A 20,549-nucleotide genomic window follows, 5' to 3' on the forward strand; every position below is an offset into this window, starting at 1 on the left:
TTTTTCTACATCACCTTTCGAGCGGGCCACAAACCCCCCCCAAACGCGGGGGCGCCGTCCCCCCTGGGGCCCCCCCCCACCGGCGTATTGGATTTCCGGCGGCTCATCGGGCCGCTCAGCCCGCGAGGTTGTCCGCCATCTCCTCGGTGAGGTTGGACTCCGTACCCGGGATTCCCAGGTCCTGGGCCCGCTTGTCGGCCATGGCCAGCAGCCGTCGGATACGGCCGGCGACCGCGTCCTTGGTCAGCGGCGGGTCGGCGAGCGCGCCCAGCTCCTCCAGGGAGGCCTGCTTGTGCTCCATGCGCAGCCGTCCGGCCGCGGCGAGGTGCTCCGGCACCTCGTCGGCGAGGATCTCCAGGGCGCGCTGGACGCGTGCCCCGGCGGCGACGGCCGCGCGGGCGGAGCGGCGCAGGTTGGCGTCGTCGAAGTTGGCGAGCCGGTTGGCCGTGGCCCGGACCTCGCGGCGCATCCGCCGCTCCTCCCAGGCCAGTACGGACTCATGGGCGCCGAGGCGGGTCAGCAGCGCGCCGATCGCGTCCCCGTCCCGTACGACCACCCGGTCCACGCCGCGCACCTCGCGGGCCTTCGCCGCGATCGACAGCCGCCGGGCGGCGCCGACCAGCGCGAGCGCGGCCTCCGGGCCCGGGCAGGTCACCTCCAGCGAGGAGGAGCGGCCCGGCTCGGTCAGCGAGCCGTGCGCGAGGAAGGCCCCCCGCCAGGCCGCCTCCGCGTCGCAGGTGGCCCCCGAGACCACCTGCGGCGGAAGGCCCCTGATCGGGCGTCCACGGCCGTCCACGAGCCCGGTCTGGCGGGCCAGCTGGTCGCCGCCCGCCACCACGCGCACCACGTAGCGGGAGCCGCGGCGCAGGCCGCCGGGCGCCATCACGATCAGTTCGGAACTGTGGCCGAAGATCTCCAGGATGTCCCGCTTCAGCCGACGCGCCGCCATCGCGGTGTCCAGCTCCGCCTCGATCACGATCCGGCCGCTCACCAGGTGAAGGCCGCCCGCGAACCGCAGAATGGCGGAGACCTCCGCCTTTCTGCAGCAGGTCCGGGTGACGGGAAGCCGGGAGATCTCATCCTTCACCGCTGCCGTCATCGCCATGGGCCGATCCTTCCATGCATCCGAAAAATACGGTCGTACGCGGCGGCCAACAGCTCCGGGTCGTGCCGCGGAGATCCGTCGGTCCGGGCCACCGGCGCCAGCTCGACCGCGGCGCCGAGCCGCTTGGCAGCGTCGGTCAGTGAGTCGCGGTCGGGCACGGCGGCCTCGTCGGCCAGCACCACGTCCAGGGCGAGTTTAGGGGCGTGTCGTCCCAAAACCTCCAAATGACGCTGCGGAGAGAAGCCCTCGGTTTCTCCGGGCTGCGGGGCGAGGTTCAGGGAGAGTACCCGGCGGGCCTTCGTCTGCGTGAGGGCGTCCAGCAGCTCGGGGACGAGAAGGTGCGGAATCACCGAGGAGAACCAGGAGCCGGGACCCAGCACCACCCAGTCCGCGTCGAGGACCGCCGCGACGGCCTCGGGGACGGCGGGCGGGTCGTGCGGCACGACGTGCACGGACTGCACCTCGCCGGGGGTGAGCGCCACGGTGGCCTGCCCGCGGACCGTCTCCACCTCGTCGGGCCGGTCCGGACGGTGCCCCTTGACCAGGGCCTGAAGCTCCAGGGGCACGGCGGACATGGGCAGCACCCGGCCGTGCGCGCCCAGCAGCCGGCCGACCAGGTCCAGGGCCTGGACGTGGTCGCCGAGCTGTTCCCACAGGGCGACGATCAGCAGATTGCCGACCGCGTGCTCGTGCAGGTCGCCCTTGGACTGGAAACGGTGCTGGATGACGCGGGCCCAGGTCTGGCCCCAGTCGTCGTCGCCGCACAGCGCCGCCAGGGCCTTGCGCAGGTCGCCGGGGGGCAGCACGCCCAGCTCGTCGCGGAGGCGACCGCTGGAGCCGCCGTCGTCGGCCACGGTGACGACGGCGGTCAGGTCGCCGGTGATCCGGCGCAGCGCGGCGAGCGAGGCGGACAGGCCCATGCCGCCGCCCAGGGCGACGACCTTGGGCTGGGCACCGCGGCGGCGCGGCTTCGCGCCGCGTGTCTCGGCGGGTCTGCCGCCCTGTCCCTCCGCGGTGATCCTCCGCAGCCTGCTCAGCCGCAGTGCGGCACGTCCCGTCATTCGCGGCCCATGTCCCGGTGGACGACCACGGTCTCCACGCCCTGGGAGGCGAGGCGGGCGGCGAGCTTCTCGGAGGTGGCGACGGAGCGGTGCTTGCCGCCGGTGCAGCCGACCGCGATGGTCACGTAGCGCTTGCCCTCGCGGCGGTACCCGGCGGCGATCAGCTGGAGCAGCTCGGCGTAGCGGTCGAGGAACTCCTTGGCGCCGGGCTGGTTGAAGACGTAGGCCGCGACCTCCTCGTTGAGACCGGTGTAGGGGCGCAGCTCCGGGACCCAGTGGGGGTTCGGCAGGAAGCGCATGTCCACGACGAGGTCGGCGTCCACGGGAAGGCCGTACTTGAAGCCGAAGGACATGACGGTGGCCCGCAGCTCGGGCTCCTCCTCACCCGCGAACTGGGCGTCCATCTTCGCGCGCAGCTCGTGCACGTTGAGGCTGGAGGTGTCGATGACCAGGTCCGCGTCGCCGCGCAGCTCGCGCAGCAGCTCGCGTTCGGCGTCGATGCCGTCGACGATGCGGCCGTCGCCCTGGAGGGGGTGCGGGCGGCGCACGGACTCGAAGCGGCGCACCAGAACCTCGTCGGAGGACTCCAGGAAGACGATCCGCCGGGTGACGTTCTTCGCCTCCAGGTCGGCGAGCGACTCACGGAGGTTGTCGAAGAAGCGGCGGCCGCGTACGTCGACGACGACCGCGATCCGGGCCACGTTGCCCTGGGAGCGGGCGCCGAGCTCCACCATGGTGGGGATCAGCGCGGGCGGCAGGTTGTCCACGACGAACCAGCCGAGGTCCTCCAGGCACTTGGCGGCCGTCGACCGGCCCGCTCCGGACATCCCGGAGATGATCACCAGTTCGGGGATGGCGGCGTCGGCCGCCGCGGCCGTCTCCGTCGCCGTGTCTTCCTGTGTTCCCTGCGTTCCCTGTGTCGCGTCGGCGCCCTGCGGGGCGTCCTCTTGTCGGTCCTGGCGTTCGTTGTCGCTCATGTCTCCTGCCCCCGTCGCTCGTACGAGGTGCCCGCGGTCACGGGCTCCTCCGGGGAGTCCGGCGTCGTCCCGGGCTCCTCGTCTTCCATGATCTCTCCAGTCGCCGTGTTCACGGCGGGTGCGGCCGGAGCCGCCTGGGCGAGGGCCACGGCGATCGCCTCGGCCGTCTTGCGGCCTATGCCGGGAACTTCGCAGATCTGGTCGATTGTCGCGGATCGCAGCTTTTTCACGGAACCGAAATGCTTGATCAGCGCCTGTTTGCGTGTCTCGCCGAGACCCGGCACCTCGTCCAGCGGGCTCGCCTTGAAGCGCTTCGCCCGTTTGGCGCGCTGGTAGGTGATGGCGAAGCGGTGGGCCTCGTCACGGACGCGCTGGAGCAGGTACAGGCCCTCGCTGGTCCGCGGCAGGACCACCGGGTCGTCCTCGTCCGGCAGCCAGACCTCCTCCAGCCGCTTGGCCAGGCCGCAGACCGCGATGTCGTCGATGCCCAGCTCGTCGAGGGCCTTCTGGGCGGCCGCGACCTGCGGCCGGCCGCCGTCGACGACGACCAGCTGCGGCGGGTAGGCGAAGCGCTTGGGGCGGCCGTCGTCCTCGGTGAAGGCGTGTTCCCCGTCACCCGCCCCCTCGGCCTCGCCGTCCGTCCATTCGCCGGTCCGCTCCTTCTCGGCGAGGTAGCGCCGGAAGCGGCGGGTGATCACCTCGTGCATGGACCGGACGTCGTCCTGGCCCGCGAAGCCCTTGATCTGGAAGCGGCGGTACTCGCCCTTGCGCTGCAGTCCGTCCTCGAAGACCACCATGGACGCCACCACGTCGTCGCCCTGGAGGTGCGAGATGTCGTAGCACTCGATCCGGAGCGGCGCGCTGTCCAGGCCGAGGGCCTCGGCGATCTCCTCCAGGGCCCGGGAGCGGGTGGTGAGGTCGGAGGCGCGCTTGGTCTTGTGCAGGGCGAGCGCCTGGAGCGCGTTGCGCTGCACGGTCTCCATGAGCGCCTTCTTGTCGCCGCGCTGCGGGATGCGCAGGGACACGTTGGACCCGCGGCGCGCGGCCAGCCACTCCTGGACGGGCTCCACGAGGTCGGGCAGCGCCGGGACGAGCACCTCCTTGGGGACGGAGTCGCCCGTCTCCTCCCCGTAGAGCTGCTGGAGCGCGTGTTCGACCAGGTCACCGGTGGTGACGGCCTCCACCTTGTCGGTGACCCAGCCGCGCTGTCCGCGCACCCGGCCGCCGCGTACGTGGAAGATCTGCACGGCGGCTTCCAGCTCGTCCTCGGCCACGGCCATCAGATCGGCGTCGGTCGCGTCGGCGAGGACGACCGCGTTCTTCTCCATGGCCTTCTTCAGGGCCTCGATGTCGTCGCGCAGGCGGGCCGCCCGCTCGTACTCCATCTCCTCGGCCGCGTCCGTCATCCGCTGCTCCAGGCGGCGGATGTACGTCCCCGTGCGGCCGGCCATGAAGTCGCTGAACTCCTCGGCCAGTTCACGGTGCTCCTCGGCGGTGACGCGCCCGACGCAGGGGGCGGAGCACTTGCCGATGTACCCGAGGAGGCAGGGGCGGCCGGTGCGGGCGGCGTTCTTGAACACGCCGGCCGAGCAGGTGCGGACGGGGAAGACGCGCAGCAGCAGGTCCACGGTGTCGCGGATCGCCCACGCGTGCCCGTACGGCCCGAAGTAGCGCACGCCCTTGCGCTTGTGGCCGCGCATCACCTGGACGCGCGGGAACTCCTCGTTCATGGTCACCGCGAGGTACGGGTAGCTCTTGTCGTCGCGGTACTTGACGTTGAACCGGGGGTCGTACTCCTTGATCCAGGAGTATTCCAGCTGGAGCGCCTCGACCTCCGTGGACACCACCGTCCACTCCACGGAGGCCGCCGTGGTGACCATGGTGCGGGTGCGGGGGTGGAGATTCGTCAGGTCCTGGAAGTAACTGGCCAGGCGCTGGCGCAGGCTCTTCGCCTTCCCGACGTAGATCACCCGGCGGTGCTCGTCGCGGAACTTGTACACCCCTGGGGAGTCCGGGATCTGTCCCGGCTTGGGGCGGTAGCTGGAGGGGTCGGCCATGTCCCACACCCTACTGGCGCGGGCTGACACCGTGACGGCCTCCCGGCCCGCCGGTGGACGGGCCCGGCGGCGTCCGGGGCCCGGCGGGACTCCGGGAACGCCGGGAACGCCGGGCACACCACGGCCACCGGGGACTCCGGGGAGGGGACGGCGCGGCCTGGGTCAGGGCGGGGAGGCCGGGGACGGGACGCGGAGGCCGGGGAGGCCTGAGTCAGGGCGGGGAGGCCTGGGCGGCCGGTCCGGGCCGGTGGGCCGGTCCTGGTGCCGGCCGGCACCCCGGCCCCGATGCCCCGGGACGCTCGGCCACCAGCGTGACGCGCTCCCGACGATCCGGTGCCGACCGTGACCGGCCCGGCCCGCGTGTTCCCGCCGAAGTCGGCCACGGCCGGGTACCCGCCCGGGGAGCCCCTCGGCCTCCCTGCCCTGTCGGCGGGACGGGCGGGCGCGGCCGACGAACGCATCCGCGCCACGGGGCCGCCCGGGTTGGGCGTCAGGTGTTGTCGGGACTTGGTCAACACGCTTCAATGCGGGGGAACTCGGGGGCGTGGACGGGCGACGGGCGCGTGTGAACAGGACCCACGCGTCGGCCGGGCGTCCCCGGGAACCCTCGCGCGACGGTCTGACCAGCCGTTGTGAACTCCATAGAAAGGCCCCTGCATGCGGTACGGCACACAGCACGCGGACGTCGCCACGGCTGAACTGGAGACGGCCCTCGCGGGCGGCCCCTTCCATATCGCGCTGCGTGCCGCGATCACCGCACGCGGCCTGCCCCTGCAGCGCGTCCAGCACCATCTGTCGCGGTACGGGGTGAAGGTCGGGGTGACCAGCCTGAGCTACTGGCAGCAGGGCGCGCGGCGCCCGCAGCGCCCCGAGTCGCTGCGGGCCGTACGCGCGCTGGAGGAGATCCTCCAGCTCCCCGACGAGTCCCTGATCCGGCTTCTCACCAGGGCCGACGAGCGCTCCGAGCCCCAACGCCCCGGAGGCCGCTCGTACCGGTCCCTGGTGGAGGCCTCCGGGGTCCTGGAGGAGCTGCTGGCCGAGCTCCAGTCGACGCTCGACGGCGGACTGCACACGATCGGACACCACGAACGCGTACGGATCGGCGCGCACCGCGAGCTCCTGGCACGCGAGTCGCAGCACATAGTCCGCGCCCATAGAGACGGGGTGGACCGCTATGTGGCCATCCACCATGGCGATCCGGGTTGCGCTCCGGACCGTACGGGGGTCCGCGCCCTGGAGAACTGCCGTACGGGCCGGGTGCGATGGCACCGTGACACCGGGGTGCTGGTGGCCGAGCTGCTCTTCGACACACGGCTGCGCGCGGGCGACACGTTCCTCTTCCGCTACGCCTTCGAGGACGGCACGGCGGGAGCGTCCAGCGAGTACGTGCGCGGGTTCAGCTTCGCGGGCGGGCAGTACGCCCTCCAGGTGGGGTTCGCCGAGGAGGCGCTGCCGGTGCGGTGCCACCGCTTCACCCAGCACTCGGCCGCGGCACCGCGCAGCGGCCGCCAGGAGCTGCCGCTGAGCGGCCACCACCGCTCGGTGCACCTCGTCGAGCCGCGGGTGCGGTCGGGCATCGTGGGCATCGGCTGGGACTGGGAGTGATCCGGTCCCCGCGACCGCGGTGATCAGGCGCCGGGACCGGCGACGATCTTTCCGTCCTTTGCCTCCACGGGCAGTTCCTTCAGCGGCTCGGTGGCCGGTGCCCGCAGCACCTTGCCCGTCGCCGCGTCGAACTCGCTGCCGTGGCACGGGCAGACGAGGGTCGTGCCCTGGAGCTTGTTGATGGCGCACCCGGCGTGCGTGCAGATCGTGCTGAAGGCCTTGAGGACGCCGTTCCCGGCGCGGCTGACCACGACGTTCCGGTCCCGGTACAGCTTGGCACCGCCCTCGGCGATCTCGCTCTCGGCGCCCAGGTCGACGGGCGCGGTCGGCGTCGCCGGTGTCCCGCCGTCGCTTCCGCCGGAGCAGGCGGTGAGGGCGATCCCGGCGACGGGGGCGAGAGCCGCTCCTCGCAGGACGGTACGACGGCCGGGCATGGCGTCTCCACTGGTCGGGGCTGGATTCGCCTCGACGATACCGGTACGGGTCGCTCGCTCCCGAGCGGGGCGGGGGACGGGTGCCCCTGAGGACGTAAACGCTTACGCAACCGTTTACGCGCGTCGCCGTGTGCGATAGGTTCCCGCCGGGAAAGGCCACGGCGGGGAAGGGCTGGGCGATGGCGACGATGGTCGACGTGGCGGCGCGCGCGGGTGTGTCCGTGGCGACCGTCTCCCACGTCCTCAACGACACGCGCCCTGTACGGCCCCACACGCGGCAGGCCGTCCTCGACGCCGTCGACGCGCTCGGCTACACCCCCAACGCCCTGGCGCGTTCGCTGGTCACCTCGCGCACCCGGTCCATCGGCCTCGCGGTGTCGGCGATCAGCAACCCCTACTTCACGGACATCCTCCAGGGCGTCGAGGCGGGCGCCCTGGAACAGGGCTACGGCCTGCTCCTCGCCGACCCGCACGACGACCCCCGGCACGAGCGGAAGGTCGTCCAGCTGCTGCACGAGCGGCGGGTCGACGGACTGATCGTCGCCCCCTCGGCGGACCCCGACGCGCTGCTGCGCTACCTCGGCCGGCACGAGGTTCCGACCGTCTTCCTGGACCGCCTGGTCGAGGCACCGGCCGGCCACTCCTTCGCCTTCGACCAGGTCTGCACCGAGAACGCGGCCCCCATGGCACAGCTGGTCGCCCATCTCGCCGGGCTCGGCCACCGGCGCATCGGTCTCGTCGCCGGCCTGCCGGGCCTGAGCACCACCACCGAGCGGGTCTCCGGCTACCGCCACGGTCTCGCGGGGGCCGGACTCCCGTACGACGAACGGCTCGTGGCGCACGGCGACTCCGTGACGGAGGCGGCCGAGCGCGCCACCGGAGCCCTGCTCTCCCTCGGCGCGCCGCCCACCGCTCTCGTCACCGCGAACAACGCGATGACCATCGGGGCGCTGCGCACCCTGCGCGAGCACGGCCTGTCCGTACCGGACGACCTGGCGCTGTGCTGCTTCGACGACTTCGCCTGGGCGGACCTGTTCGCGCCCCGGCTGACCGCGATCTCGCAGCCCAGCAAGGAGATCGGGGAACAGGCCGTCCGACTGCTCCTGGAACGGCTGGCCGAGCCGGAGCTGCCCGGCCGGACGGTCCGGCTCCCGTGCGCCTTCGTCCACCGCGGCTCGTGCGGCTGCGCCGAGATCCTCCGCCCCGAGATTCCCGAGAGCCCCGCGAAAGGATCCCTGTCGTGATCGTCGTCGCCGGTGAGGCCCTGATCGACCTGGTGCCGCAGGGTGCGGGCGCGCTCGTGCACCTGCGGCCCGCGCGAGGTGGCGGGCCCTACAACACCGCGGTGGCACTGGGCCGCCTCGGCTCCCCCACCGTCTTCTGCTCCCGTGTCTCGAACGACGCCTTCGGCGAGGCGCTGCTGGGCGGGCTGCGGGAGGCGGGCGTCGACGTGTCCTCGGTGCAGCGCGGCGCGGAGCCGACGACGCTGGCGGTCGCCACCGTCGACGCGGACGGTTCGGCCGCGTACTCCTTCTACGTGGAGGGCACGGCGGACCGTCTGTTCACCGCACCGGACCGGCTTCCCGACAGCGTGCGCGCGGTGTCCTTCGGGACGGTCTCCCTGGTCCTGGAACCCGGCGCGAGCGCCTACGAGACGCTGCTGCGGACCGCCGCCGAGCGGGGTGTGTTCACCGCGCTCGACCCGAACGTCCGGGCAGGGCTGATCCCCGACGCGGACGCCTACCGCGCCCGCTTCAGGAGCTGGCTGTCCTCGGTGTCGCTCCTCAAGCTCTCCGAGGAGGACGCAGGGTGGCTGGGCGGCACCCCGCGCGAGTGGCTGGCGTCCGGTCCCGCGGCCGTCGTGATCACCCGGGGCGGCGACGGTCTGACGGTGTTCACCCGGGGTGGCGGCGTCCACTCCGTGCCCGGTGAACCGGTCGAGGTCGTGGACACCATCGGCGCGGGTGACACGGTGAACGCGGCCCTGTTGCACGGCCTGGCCGCACGGGACGCGCTCTCTCCCGCCGCCCTGGCGGACCTGGACGCCGAGGACTGGACCGAGCTGCTGCGGTTCGCGGCCCGCGCGGCGGCGATCACCTGCTCACGCGCGGGCGCGGAACCGCCGTACGCCGCCGAACTCGACGCCCTCTGACGTCTCCGGGGACCCGAGATCACCGGGGCCCCTTCGCAAGCGGCCGGGTCAGCGGGATCGTCAGCGGCGGCCGGGTCGGCAACCGCGGCCGGGTCGGCAGAATCGTCGGCGGCGCCGGCCCGGGACCCGTACCCGTCGAACCGGCCCGGGATCTGAGCCGGGACCGGCCCGGCGCGGCGGCGACCGCCCGGCGGCCCGCCCACGGCAGGCGGTCGAACGGGCGACGGTCGAACGGACGGCGGTCAAGCGCGCGGGCCCCGCGGGGAGTTCCCGCGAGGCCCGATTCCCGCCGCCGTGTCAGGCCTTGCGAGCCCGCGTGGTCTTCTTCGCGGGTGTCGCCTTCTTGGCCGCCGTGCTCTTCGTGGCCGCGGCCGCCTTCTTCGTGGCCGTGTTGTTGACGGCCTTCGTGGCCGTCTTCCTGGCCGCCGTCTTGGCCGCCACCGCCTTCTTGGCCACCGTCTTACGGGGGGCCTTCACGGCGGCGCCGTCACTGATCCGGTCGGCGCCCAGGATCTCGCGGAGGAACTTGCCGGTGTGGCTGGTCGGGACCCCGGCGACCTCCTCGGGCGTGCCCTCGGCGACGACGAGACCGCCGCCGTTGCCGCCTTCGGGACCCATGTCGACGACCCAGTCGGCGGTCTTGATGACATCGAGGTTGTGCTCGATCACGATGACGGTGTTGCCCTTGTCGACCAGACCGGACAGCACCGTGATGAGCTTGCTGATGTCCTCGAAGTGCAGACCGGTGGTCGGCTCGTCCAGTACGTACACCGTGCGTCCCGTGGAGCGCTTCTGGAGCTCGCTCGCGAGCTTGACGCGCTGGGCCTCGCCGCCGGACAGCGTGGGCGCGGACTGGCCGAGCCTGACGTAGCCGAGACCGACGTCGTTGAGCGTCCTGAGGTGCCGGGCGATGGCGGGGACGGCCTCGAAGAAGTCGAGGGCCTCCTCGATCGGCATGTCCAGGACCTCGGAGATGGACTTGCCCTTGTAGTGGACCTCCAGGGTCTCCCGGTTGTAGCGCGCCCCGTGACACACCTCGCAGGGGACGTAGACGTCCGGCAGGAAGTTCATCTCGATCTTGATCGTGCCGTCGCCCGAGCAGTTCTCGCAGCGGCCGCCCTTGACGTTGAAGGAGAAGCGGCCGGGCAGATAGCCCCGCACCTTCGCCTCGGTCGTCTCGGCGAACAGCCTGCGGACGTGGTCGAAGACCCCGGTGTAGGTCGCCGGGTTCGAACGGGGGGTGCGGCCGATCGGCGACTGGTCGACGTGCACGACCTTGTCGACGAGGTCGTCGCCCTCGACCCGGGTGTGCCGGCCGGGAACGCTCCGGGCGCCGTTGAGCTCACGCGCCAGGTGCGTGTACAGGATGTCGTTCACCAGCGTGGACTTGCCGGAACCCGAGACACCCGTGACGGCCGTGAGCACGCCCAAGGGGAAGGACACGTCGATGTCCTGGAGGTTGTTCTCCCGGGCGCCGTGCACCGTGAGGCTGCGGCCGGGGTCCACGGGGCGGCGGATGTCGGGGAGCGGGATCTGCCTCTTGCCCGACAGGTACTGGCCGGTCATCGACTCGGTGTTGGCGAGCAGCTCCTTCAAGGGGCCGCTGTGCACGACCTTGCCGCCGTGCTCGCCCGCTCCGGGGCCGATGTCGACGACCCAGTCGGCGACCTTGATGGTGTCCTCGTCGTGCTCGACGACGATCAGCGTGTTGCCCATGTCGCGCAGCCGGACGAGGGTCTCGATCAGGCGGTGGTTGTCGCGCTGGTGCAGACCGATGGAGGGCTCGTCGAGGACGTACAGGACGCCGACGAGGCCGGAGCCGATCTGGGTGGCCAGGCGGATGCGCTGGGCCTCACCGCCGGAGAGGGTACCGGCCGCGCGGTTGAGCGAGAGGTAGTCGAGGCCCACGTCGACCAGGAAGCGCAGCCGTTCGTTGACCTCCTTCAGGACGCGTTCGGCGATCTTCTTGTCGCGGGCGTCGAGCTTCAGCTCACCCAGGAAGTCCGCGCAGTCGCTGATCGACATCGCGGAGACCTCGGCGATCGACTTCTCCATGACGGTGACCGCGAGGATGAGGGGCTTGAGGCGCGTGCCCTCACACGTGGGGCAGGGCACCTCGCGCATGTAGCCCTCGAAGCGCTCACGGCTGGCGTCGCTCTCGGCCTCGCTGTGCCGCCGCTTGACGAAGGGGACGGCTCCTTCGAAGGGCGTGGTGTAGACGCGCTCGCGGCCGTACCTGTTGCGGTACCGCACCTCGATCTGCGTCTTGTGGCCGTAGAGCAGGGCCTTCTTGGCGCGCTGCGGGAGACCGGCGAAGGGGATGTCGGTCCGGAACCCCAACGCGTCCGCGAGGGCTCCGACGAGCCGCCCGAAGTAGTCCTTGGTGTGTCCGTGCGACCAGGGGTGGATGGCTCCCTCGTCGAGCGACTTGTCCTCGTCGGGGACGATCAGCTCGGGGTCGACCTCCATGCGCGTGCCAATGCCGGTGCACTCGGGGCAGGCGCCGAAGGGCGAGTTGAAGGAGAAGGAGCGGGGTTCCAGCTCCTCGAAGGAGAGGTCGTCGTACGGGCAGTACAGGTGCTCCGAGTACATGCGCTCGCGCTCGGGGTCGTCCTGCGGGAGGTCGACGAAGTCGAGCACGACCATGCCGCCGGAGAGGCCGAGGGCCGTCTCCACGGAGTCGGTGAGGCGGCGCTTGGCGGTGTCCTTGACCGTGAGGCGGTCGATGACCACCTCGATGGTGTGCTTCTCCTGCTTCTTCAGCGTGGGCGGCTCGGTGAGCTGGATCGTCTCGCCGTCGACCCTGGCCCGGCTGTACCCCTTGGTCTGGAGGTCGGCGAAGAGGTCGACGAACTCGCCCTTGCGCTCGCGCACCAGCGGGGAGAGCACCTGGAAGCGGCTGCCCTCCGGCAGCTCCAGGACCCTGTCGACGATGGCCTGCGGCGACTGACGCGTGATGGGACGGCCGCACTCGGGGCAGTGTGGCTTGCCGATGCGCGCGAAGAGCAGACGCAGGTAGTCGTAGACCTCGGTGATGGTGCCGACCGTCGAGCGCGGGTTGCGCGAGGTCGACTTCTGGTCGATGGAGACCGCCGGGGAGAGGCCTTCGATGAAGTCGACGTCCGGCTTGTCCATCTGGCCGAGGAACTGCCGGGCGTACGACGAGAGGGACTCGACGTAGCGTCGCTGCCCCTCGGCGAAGATGGTGTCGAAGGCCAGCGAGGACTTGCCCGACCCCGACAGGCCCGTGAAGACGATGAGCGAGTCGCGCGGGAGGTCGAGCGAGACATTCTTGAGATTGTGCTCGCGCGCTCCACGGACGATGAGACGGTCGGCCACGCCGGTCCGCACCTTTCTTGAGAGAAGTGACAGGGGCGGGGCCCCCGTCGTTTTCAGACTAGGGGGAGCCACTGACAGCGCCGGTTGCTTTCTCTGGTTCAAACAAACCCGGACTCTCCAGCATGCCCGACGCCGCGCCCGAGCTTATAGCACGCGCATTCGATTTGCGGGGCCGGCCGACCACCTTCACCCATACGTGTGGCCGGGCTAGGGTCGGCCACATGATGGATCATGTGCGCGACCTGGCGTCTGTACGTGACGCGACCGAACGGCTGCTCAGCGCTGCCGCCGAACTGGACAACGCTTCCGTGTCCGAGCCGTCACGGCTGCCCGGCTGGAACCGTGGCCATGTGCTCGCCCACCTCGCCCGCAACGCGGACGCACTGGTGAACGTCCTCGGCGGGCGCCCCATGTACGTCTCCGGGGACGCCCGGGACGCCGACATCGAGCGGGACGCCCCGCGCCCCCTGGACGTACAGCTGCTGGATCTCCGCGAGAGCGCGGCCCGCTTCCAGGAGAGCGGGGACGCACCCGCGGACTGGTCCCGCACGGTGGAGCTGCGCAACGGGGTCACCGACACCGCGGCCCGGGTGCCGTTCCGGCGGTGGGTCGAGGTCGCGCTGCACCATGTCGACCTCGGGATCGGGTACGAGTTGGAGGACCTGCCGGCGGAGTTCGTGACGAGGGAGATCGACTTCCTCGCGGAGCGGTTCGGCGGGCACGGGGACGTGCCGAAGACGGGGCTGGCCACCGACGGAGGCCAGGTCTGGACGACCGGCGGTGGCGCCGTCGGCGGGCCGGTGGCCGTGCGCGGTCCGGCCCCCGACCTGCTCGGCTGGCTCTGCGGCCGGCGCGACGGATCCGCGCTGCGGGTCGAGGGCGGAACGCTGCCGCCGCTCCCGCCCTTGTAGGCCCGTACGGACCTCGGGTCCCCTCCCCCGCCTATAGGCTGGCCGCCATGACGTACAGCGGAGCGGTGAAGGTCGGCGGACCCGCCGAAGTGCACGAGCTGCAGAACCTGATGATCTCCAAGGTCGCGGTCGGCCCGATGGACAACAACGCCTATCTGCTGCGCTGCCGGGCCACCGACGAGCAGTTGCTGATCGACGCCGCCAACGACGCCTCGACCCTGCTCACGCTGATCGGTGACGACGGCATCGCGTCCGTCGTCACCACCCACCGGCACGGCGACCACTGGCAGGCGCTCGACGAGGTCGTGGCGGCCACCGGGGCCCGCACCTACGCGGGCCGGGACGACGCGGAGGGCATCCCGGTGCCCACCGACGTCCTGGTCGGCGACGGCGACACGATCCGGGTGGGGCGCGTGGAGCTCACCGCGCGCCACCTGGTGGGACACACGCCGGGCTCGATCGCCCTGGTCTACGACGACCCGCACGGGCACCCCCATGTGTTCACGGGGGACTGCCTCTTCCCTGGCGGTGTGGGCAACACACGCAAGGACCCGGAGGCGTTCGCCAGCCTCATCCACGACGTGGAGACGAAGATCTTCGCCCCGCTGCCGGACGAGACCTGGGTCTACCCGGGGCACGGCAACGACACGACCCTGGGCGCCGAGCGTCCGCACCTGCCGGAGTGGCACGCGCGCGGCTGGTGATCGGGCCGTCCGGCGGAACCCTTGCCCCGGCTCGGGGCGTGAGGCCGTCGGGAGTGCGGCCGTCGTGCGCGCGCCCCGTGTGAAGCGGACGCACGCGCCGGTGCCCCGCGCGCGCTCCCGGCGTGCGCCGTGGTGCAGTCCACTGGAAGCAGCCCCGCACAGGATGACGGCTCCTGTGGTGGGACAGGCCGCCGGCCTTCGATTCCCGCCCTCGGCCGGCGGCCCCGGCGAAGCCCCCGCCGGACCGCTCGGCCGGACTTCTCGCCGAGCGTTCACGCGACTGCAACACCCGTTCCCACCATGCGGACAATTACCGCTGTGACCTCGACAGACGGCATGGTGCACTGCCACTCTCCCGCCATGCCTCTCGCCCAACGCGCCCTGCGCCGCGCCGCGTCCACCGCCACCGTCGCCCTGCTCGCCGTCGCCGTGGGCTGTGCCCCGCAGCCGGAGGACAAGGCCTCCGCCAAGGCCTCCGGGAAAACCGGCGGGACCTGCGCGAAGGGCGCGTTGGCCACCCGGACCTCCGGCCAACTGACGGTCGCGACCGACCAACCCGCGTACGAACCGTGGTTCAAGGACGACAAGCCCGCCAACGGCAAGGGCTTCGAATCGGCGGTCGCCTACGCCGTGGCGAAGCAGCTCGGCTACGCCCGGTCCCAGGTCGTCTGGCAGACCGTCCCCTTCAACAAGGCCTTCGCGCCCGGTGAGAAGACCTTCGACTTCGACGTCAACCAGGTGTCGATCAGTGCCGAGCGCAAGAAGGCCGTGGACTTCTCGTCCGGTTACTACGACGTCCGCCAGGCCGTCATCGCGCTCAAGGGCTCCAAGGCGGCCGGGGCGAAGAGCCTCGCGGACCTCAAGGGCGTGAAACTCGGTGCCCAGGTCGGCACGACCAGCCTGGACTACATCGACGACGTCGTGAAGCCGGACCGGCAGCCCGCCGCGTACGCCAAGAACGACCAGGCCAAGTCCGCGCTGAAGAACGGTCAGGTCGACGCCATCGTGGTCGATCTGCCGACCGCCTTCTACATCACCGCGGCCGAGGTGACGGACGCGAAGATCGTCGGGCAGTTCGAGAACACCGGCGGCACCCCCGAGCAGTTCGGACTCGTCCTCGACAAGGGCAGCGCGCTCACCTCGTGCGTGACGAAGGCCGTGGACGCCCTGCGCGAGGACGGCACGCTCGCCTCGATCGAGAAGCAGTGGCTGTCCGAGGCCGTCGACGCTCCGGTGCTCAAGTGACGGTCACGAAGGAGGAGTCGGGAGAGGGCCCGGCAGAGCACTCCGGCGAGGGTGACCCGTCCGAGGCGTACGTCCCGTCACCGCGACGCGTCGAACGAGAGCGCTACAAGCGTGCCCGTGCCCGCCGCGCGACCGCGATCGCCGCGCTCTCCACCCTGGTGACCGGAGCCGCCCTCTACCTCGTCGTCGTCAGCGCGCCCGGCTGGCAGCGCACCAAGGAGACGTTCTTCGACGGCCGGTACGCGCGCGAGGCGTTCCCGAAGGTCCTGGAAGGGCTCTGGCTCAACGTCCGGCTGCTCCTGGTCTGCGGTGCGGCCGTCCTCGTCCTGGGCATGCTGATCGCCGTCGCCCGTACCCTGCGCGGCCCGGTGTTCTTCCCGGTGCGCGCGCTCGCCGCCGCCTACACGGACTTCTTCCGCGGACTTCCGCTGATCATCAACCTGATGATCGTGGTCCTGGGCGTGCCCGCGCTGCGGCTGCAGGGCGTCACCGTGGACCCGGTGCTGCTCGGCGGAACGGCACTCACCCTCACGTACTCGGCCTACGTCGCCGAGGTGTTCCGGGCCGGCATCGAGTCCGTGCACCCCTCGCAGCGCGCGGCCGCCCGCGCGCTCGGTCTCACCAACCGGCAGGCCCTGCGGTACGTGATCCTCCCCCAGGCCGTGCGCCGCCAGGTTCCGCCGCTCCTCAACGACCTGGTGTCCCTCCAGAAGGACACCGGGCTCGTGTCGATCGGGGGCGCGGTCGACGCGGTGCGCGCCGCGGACATCATCGTGGGCCGCAGCCTCAACTACACGCCGTACATCGTCGCGGGCCTGGTCTTCGTCGCACTGACCATCCCGATGACCCGCTTCACGGACTGGGTCACGGCCCGGATGGACCGTCAGCGGACTCAGGGAGGGGCCCTATGACCGACACCCCGGTGCTGCGGATGGAGTCCGTCCGCAAGACCTTCGGCGAGACGGTGGTCCTGCGGGACGTCGACCTGGACGTCGCCCCGCACACGGTGACCGCGCTGATCGGCACCTCCGGCTCGGGCAAGTCGACGCTGCTGCGCTGCGCGAACCTCCTGGAGGAGATCGACGACGGCGCGATCTGGCTCGACGACGAGGAGATCACCCATCCGCGGGCCGACCAGGACGCCGTGCGCCGCCGCATCGGCGTGGTCTTCCAGGCGTACAACCTCTTTCCGCACATGACGGTCCTGGAGAACATCACGCTCGCACCGCGCCGTGTGCACGGCGCGAGCCGCGCCGAGGCGGAGGCGCACGCCCGGGAACTGCTCGACCGGCTCGGTCTCGGCGCCAAGGCCGGCGAGTACCCCGACCGGCTCAGCGGCGGCCAGCAGCAGCGGGCCGCGATCGTCCGGGCGTTGGCCGTACGTCCCCGGCTGCTGCTGCTCGACGAGATCACCGCGGCCCTCGACCCGGAACTCGTGGGCGAGGTCCTGGCCGTCGTCCGGGATCTGAAGGACGAGGGAATGACCATGGTGCTCGCCACCCACGAGATGGGCTTCGCCCGCGAGGTGGCCGACCAGGTGTGCTTCCTGGACGGCGGTGTGATCCTCGAACGCGGCACGGCCTCGGAGGTCTTCGGGAACCCGCGTGAGGAACGCACCCGGCGGTTCCTGAGCCGGATCGTGGAGGCCGGACGGCTCTGAACCGCGCCTGCTGCCGGTCAGGCCTCCGTCTTCCCCGTTCCCGCCAGCGCCGCGACCCGCTCCACCGCGAACGCGTACCCCTGCACACCGCATCCCGCGATGACCCCGTCCGCGCGCAGCGAGACGTACGAGTGGTGCCGGAACTGTTCGCGCTGGTGGATGTTGGAGATGTGGACCTCCACCACCGGCAGACCGTCACAGGTGTTGAGCGCGTCGAGGATCGCGACGGAGGTGTGCGAGTAGGCGGCCGGGTTGATCACGATCCCGGCGTGGTTCCCGCGCGCCTCGTGGATCCAGTCGACCAGTTCGCCCTCGTGGTTGGACTGGCGGAAGTCCACCGTGCCGCCGTGCGCGGACGCCGTCCTGGCGCACAGGGCCTCGACGTCGGCGAGCGTGTCGGAACCGTAGATCTCCGGCTGCCGCTGCCCGAGCAGGTTCAGATTGGGCCCGTTGAGAATCATGATCGGGGCGGTGGCGAGGGTGCGGGGCACGGTTCCTCCGGTCCTTCCAGGTCTGCCGGCCCTTCGAGGACCGCTGCTCGGACCCCGGTCTATCACGGTGCGACGTTTCCGCGACCGTCCGTACGCCCCTCCTGACCGGTCCCCCGACCTGATGAACGTCTTCGACGGTGACCGGGAGCACGACGATCCCCGCCCCTTCGTCCTTTGTGGCGGAGCGCGAACCGGACCGACGGGGCCCGCCGGGCGCATCACCGTCACCTGCTGACGCACCCCGCGCTCCCGTACGCCCCCCGTAACCGTTGGTCACCGTGGGTAGTTGACGCGGCATGCACGACGTACGCTCCGTGAGGGCACCCTCCATGCTCCGGCTCGCGGCCGCCTCGCTCGTCGGGACGGCCATCGAGTTCTACGACTTCTTCGTCTACGGGACCGCTGCCGCCCTCGTCCTCGGGCCACTGTTCTTCCCGACGTTCTCGCCGCTGGCGGGGACGCTCGCGGCCTTCGCGACGTTCGGCGTCGGATTTGTCGCCCGTCCGCTCGGCTCGGTGCTGTTCGGACACATCGGGGACCGACGCGGTCGCCGTCCGGTACTCGTCGCCTCACTGCTGCTGACCGGCGTCGCGACGGTCGCGGTCGGCTGCGTACCGACGTACGACACCCTCGGTGTGGCCGCTCCCGCGCTCCTTCTCGTGCTGCGCTTCCTGCAAGGGCTCGGGCTCGGCGGGGAATGGGGCGGGGCGGTACTGCTGACCGCCGAGCACGCGCCCGCGGAGCGCCGCGGGCTGTGGTCCAGCTTCCCGCAGATGGGTCCCTCGCTCGGGTTCGTGCTGGCCAACGGCGTGATGCTGGTGCTGTCGGCGACCCTGTCCGACGCGCAGTTCGCCGAGTGGGGGTGGCGGGTGCCGTTCTGGGCCTCGGGCGTTCTCGCGGCGGCGGGGCTGTGGCTGCGCGGCTCACTCGAGGAGAGTCCGCGGTTCCTGGAGGTGCGGGACCACTCGCGCGCGCCGATCGTCGAGGTGGTGCGCCACCACTGGCGGCTGGTGCTGCTGACGGCCGGCGGGCTCGCGGTCGGCTACGCGGTCTTCTACGCGGTGACGACCTGGGCGCTCGCCTACGGTGTCGAGCGGCTCGGTGTGAGCCGTACCGTCATGCTGGCCTGCATCATGGCGGCCGTGGTGGTGAAGGGTTCCTTGACGCCCGTTTTCGCGCTGCTCGGCGACCGTTACGGACGGCGGCCGCTGTGCCTGGCGGGGTGCACGGCCGCCGCGCTGTGGATGTTCCCGATGATCGCGCTGCTGTCCACCGGCGAACCGCTTCTCATGTTCCTCGGGTTCCTGGTCGCGCTGCTCGCCTTCATCACGATGTTCGCCGTGATCGCCGCGTATCTTCCGGAGTTGTACGAGCCCCGGGTGCGCTGCACGGGCGCGGCGGTGGGCTACAACCTGGGCGGGGTCCTCGGGGGCGCGCTCACGCCGATCGTGGCGACGGCGGTGGCCGACGGAGAGCGGGTTCCCTGGGGCGTGGCCGCGTATCTGACCGGGGTCGCGCTGCTCAGTCTGGGATGCTTCGCGCTGCTGCCGGAGACCCGGCCGGTGCCCCGCCTGGCCGTCTCGGCCGTCACCGACTGACGACCGGTGGCCGAGCGTCGGCCGAGCGCCGGGGCGACCGACTAGCGGGCGGTGCCGTCTAAGGGGTGACCGCCAGTTCCAGGTACGCGGCGAACAGCACCAGATGGACGCCCCCCTGGAGGGGTGTGGCGCGCCCCGGGACGACCGTCAGGGAGCTCACCACCACGGTCAGCACGAGCAGCACCATGTGGGTGGGGCCGAGGCCGAGGACGAGCGGCCCGGAGAGCCAGACGGACGCCAGCGCGACGGCGGGAATCGTCAGGCCGATGCTGGCCATCGCGGAGCCGAGGGCCAGGTTGAGACTGGTCTGCACGCGGTCGCGACGGGCCGACCGGAGCGCGGCGATGGTCTCGGGCAGCAGAACGAGCAGTGCGATGATCACGCCGACCACGGACTGCGGCATGCCCGCCGCCTCGACACCGGACTCGATCGTGGGCGAGACGCCCTTGGCGAGACCGACCACGCCGACGAGCGCGAGGGCGAGCAGCCCCAGGCTGATCCGCGCGGCGCGGGCGGACGGTGCGTCCGCGTGGTCGTCCACGTCGATCACCTGGCCCTGGCGGGTGATCGGGAGGAAGTAGTCGCGGTGCCGCACGGTCTGGGTCGCCACGAACAGGCCGTACAGGACGAGTGAAGCGAGCGCGGCGAAGGTGAGCTGGGCCGTGGAGAACTCGGGGCCCGGCTTGCTGGTGGTGAAGGTCGGGAAGACCAGGCTGAGTGTGGCGAGCGTCGCGACCGTCGCCAGGGCCGCGCCGGTTCCCTCGGCGTTGAAGACGGCGAGCCCGTGGCGCAGGGAGGCGACGAGCAGACACACCCCGACGATGCCGTTGCAGGTGATCATCACCGCCGCGAAGACCGTGTCGCGGGCGAGGGTCGAGCTCTTGGCGCCACCGTCCGCCATCAGGGTGACGATCAGGGCCACCTCGATGATCGTGACCGCGACGGCGAGGACGAGGGAGCCGAAGGGCTCACCCACCCGGTGCGCCACCACCTCCGCGTGGTGGACGGCTGCCAGCACCGCCCCGGCGAGGACCACGGTCACCAGCGCGACCACCGCGCCGGGCAGGCCTCGCCCCCAGGTGAAGACGAGCAGCACCACCGCGGCCACGGGCACGACGGCCGTCCACCGTGTCAGGAGCGACCGGAGCGGAACGATCATGCAGCGATCGTCGCAGGCGTGGACGGCCCCCGCATTCCGGTGGCGCGCCGC

At 71.6% G+C, this 20,549-nt stretch carries 17 protein-coding genes; 9 read left to right on the forward strand and 8 right to left on the reverse strand.

Features of this window, described 5'->3' with window-relative positions:
• Nucleotides 1–115 precede the first annotated feature (115 nt).
• From whiA to uvrC, 4 genes are read right to left on the reverse strand one after another with little or no spacing between them, the layout of a single operon-like run.
• Nucleotides 116–1,105, reverse strand: coding sequence for a DNA-binding protein WhiA (gene whiA, locus ACFV2J_RS26960; protein ID WP_010987695.1), 990 nt, complete (start codon nucleotides 1,103–1,105; stop codon nucleotides 116–118).
• Complete coding sequence (yvcK, locus tag ACFV2J_RS26965; protein ID WP_385081609.1) at nucleotides 1,096–2,166, reverse strand: uridine diphosphate-N-acetylglucosamine-binding protein YvcK; 1,071 nt, start codon at nucleotides 2,164–2,166, stop codon at nucleotides 1,096–1,098. Before yvcK ends, whiA begins: the two co-directional genes overlap by 10 nt.
• The gene (gene rapZ / locus ACFV2J_RS26970) at nucleotides 2,163–3,143 is read right to left on the reverse strand and encodes an RNase adapter RapZ (protein WP_385081610.1); all 981 of its coding nucleotides are present in this window, start codon (nucleotides 3,141–3,143) and stop codon (nucleotides 2,163–2,165) included. The genes yvcK and rapZ overlap by 4 nt, the downstream gene beginning before the upstream one ends.
• Nucleotides 3,140–5,200, reverse strand: coding sequence for an excinuclease ABC subunit UvrC (uvrC, locus tag ACFV2J_RS26975; RefSeq protein WP_385081611.1), 2,061 nt, complete (start codon nucleotides 5,198–5,200; stop codon nucleotides 3,140–3,142). Before uvrC ends, rapZ begins: the two co-directional genes overlap by 4 nt.
• Before the next feature lie 657 nt (nucleotides 5,201–5,857).
• Here uvrC and ACFV2J_RS26980 point away from each other — a divergent pair.
• The gene (locus ACFV2J_RS26980; protein WP_385081612.1) at nucleotides 5,858–6,805 is read left to right on the forward strand and encodes a hypothetical protein; all 948 of its coding nucleotides are present in this window, start codon (nucleotides 5,858–5,860) and stop codon (nucleotides 6,803–6,805) included.
• A gap of 23 nt (nucleotides 6,806–6,828) precedes the next feature.
• On the opposite strand, the gene ACFV2J_RS26985 is transcribed toward ACFV2J_RS26980, so the two are convergent.
• The gene (locus ACFV2J_RS26985) at nucleotides 6,829–7,239 is read right to left on the reverse strand and encodes a Rieske (2Fe-2S) protein (protein ID WP_385081614.1); all 411 of its coding nucleotides are present in this window, start codon (nucleotides 7,237–7,239) and stop codon (nucleotides 6,829–6,831) included.
• Between the two features lie 179 nt (nucleotides 7,240–7,418).
• Between ACFV2J_RS26985 and ACFV2J_RS26990 the strand changes: the two genes are divergently transcribed.
• A complete protein-coding gene (locus tag ACFV2J_RS26990; RefSeq protein WP_385081615.1) occupies nucleotides 7,419–8,483 on the forward strand; it encodes a LacI family DNA-binding transcriptional regulator in 1,065 nt (354 codons plus the stop codon).
• Nucleotides 8,480–9,391: a carbohydrate kinase gene (locus tag ACFV2J_RS26995; RefSeq protein WP_385081616.1), complete on the forward strand. Its 912-nt coding sequence runs from the start codon at nucleotides 8,480–8,482 to the stop codon at nucleotides 9,389–9,391. The genes ACFV2J_RS26990 and ACFV2J_RS26995 overlap by 4 nt, the downstream gene beginning before the upstream one ends.
• Nucleotides 9,392–9,688: 297 nt before the next feature.
• Here ACFV2J_RS26995 and uvrA read toward each other — a convergent pair whose 3' ends face one another.
• Nucleotides 9,689–12,730, reverse strand: a complete 3,042-nt coding sequence (gene uvrA, locus ACFV2J_RS27000) for an excinuclease ABC subunit UvrA (RefSeq protein ID WP_385081617.1) — start codon at nucleotides 12,728–12,730, stop codon at nucleotides 9,689–9,691.
• Nucleotides 12,731–12,951: 221 nt separating this feature from the next.
• Between uvrA and ACFV2J_RS27005 the strand changes: the two genes are divergently transcribed.
• The 5 genes from ACFV2J_RS27005 (at nucleotide 12,952) to ACFV2J_RS27025 (ending at nucleotide 17,250) form a co-directional block, all read left to right on the forward strand.
• A complete protein-coding gene (locus ACFV2J_RS27005; RefSeq protein WP_385081618.1) occupies nucleotides 12,952–13,641 on the forward strand; it encodes a maleylpyruvate isomerase family mycothiol-dependent enzyme in 690 nt (229 codons plus the stop codon).
• Between the two features lie 47 nt (nucleotides 13,642–13,688).
• Entirely contained in the window at nucleotides 13,689–14,345 is a 657-nt protein-coding gene (locus ACFV2J_RS27010) for an MBL fold metallo-hydrolase (protein WP_385081619.1), read from the forward strand.
• A 360-nt stretch (nucleotides 14,346–14,705) separates the two neighbouring features.
• The gene (locus tag ACFV2J_RS27015) at nucleotides 14,706–15,590 is read left to right on the forward strand and encodes an ABC transporter substrate-binding protein (protein ID WP_385081667.1); all 885 of its coding nucleotides are present in this window, start codon (nucleotides 14,706–14,708) and stop codon (nucleotides 15,588–15,590) included.
• Complete coding sequence (locus tag ACFV2J_RS27020; protein ID WP_385081620.1) at nucleotides 15,587–16,501, forward strand: amino acid ABC transporter permease; 915 nt, start codon at nucleotides 15,587–15,589, stop codon at nucleotides 16,499–16,501. The genes ACFV2J_RS27015 and ACFV2J_RS27020 overlap by 4 nt, the downstream gene beginning before the upstream one ends.
• Nucleotides 16,498–17,250, forward strand: a complete 753-nt coding sequence (locus ACFV2J_RS27025) for an amino acid ABC transporter ATP-binding protein (protein ID WP_385081621.1) — start codon at nucleotides 16,498–16,500, stop codon at nucleotides 17,248–17,250. Before ACFV2J_RS27020 ends, ACFV2J_RS27025 begins: the two co-directional genes overlap by 4 nt.
• Before the next feature lie 17 nt (nucleotides 17,251–17,267).
• Here ACFV2J_RS27025 and aroQ read toward each other — a convergent pair whose 3' ends face one another.
• Nucleotides 17,268–17,741, reverse strand: coding sequence for a type II 3-dehydroquinate dehydratase (aroQ, locus tag ACFV2J_RS27030; RefSeq protein ID WP_385441066.1), 474 nt, complete (start codon nucleotides 17,739–17,741; stop codon nucleotides 17,268–17,270).
• A gap of 296 nt (nucleotides 17,742–18,037) precedes the next feature.
• Here aroQ and ACFV2J_RS27035 point away from each other — a divergent pair, with 296 nt between their 5' ends.
• Nucleotides 18,038–19,339, forward strand: coding sequence for an MFS transporter (locus ACFV2J_RS27035; protein WP_385081624.1), 1,302 nt, complete (start codon nucleotides 18,038–18,040; stop codon nucleotides 19,337–19,339).
• A gap of 58 nt (nucleotides 19,340–19,397) precedes the next feature.
• Here the strand turns inward: ACFV2J_RS27035 and ACFV2J_RS27040 are convergent, their stop codons facing one another.
• Nucleotides 19,398–20,498: a calcium:proton antiporter gene (locus tag ACFV2J_RS27040; protein ID WP_385081625.1), complete on the reverse strand. Its 1,101-nt coding sequence runs from the start codon at nucleotides 20,496–20,498 to the stop codon at nucleotides 19,398–19,400.
• Nucleotides 20,499–20,549: the final 51 nt, after the last annotated feature.

This window comes from Streptomyces sp. NPDC059668 (genome assembly GCF_042734135.1).
Classification (GTDB): domain Bacteria; phylum Actinomycetota; class Actinomycetes; order Streptomycetales; family Streptomycetaceae; genus Streptomyces.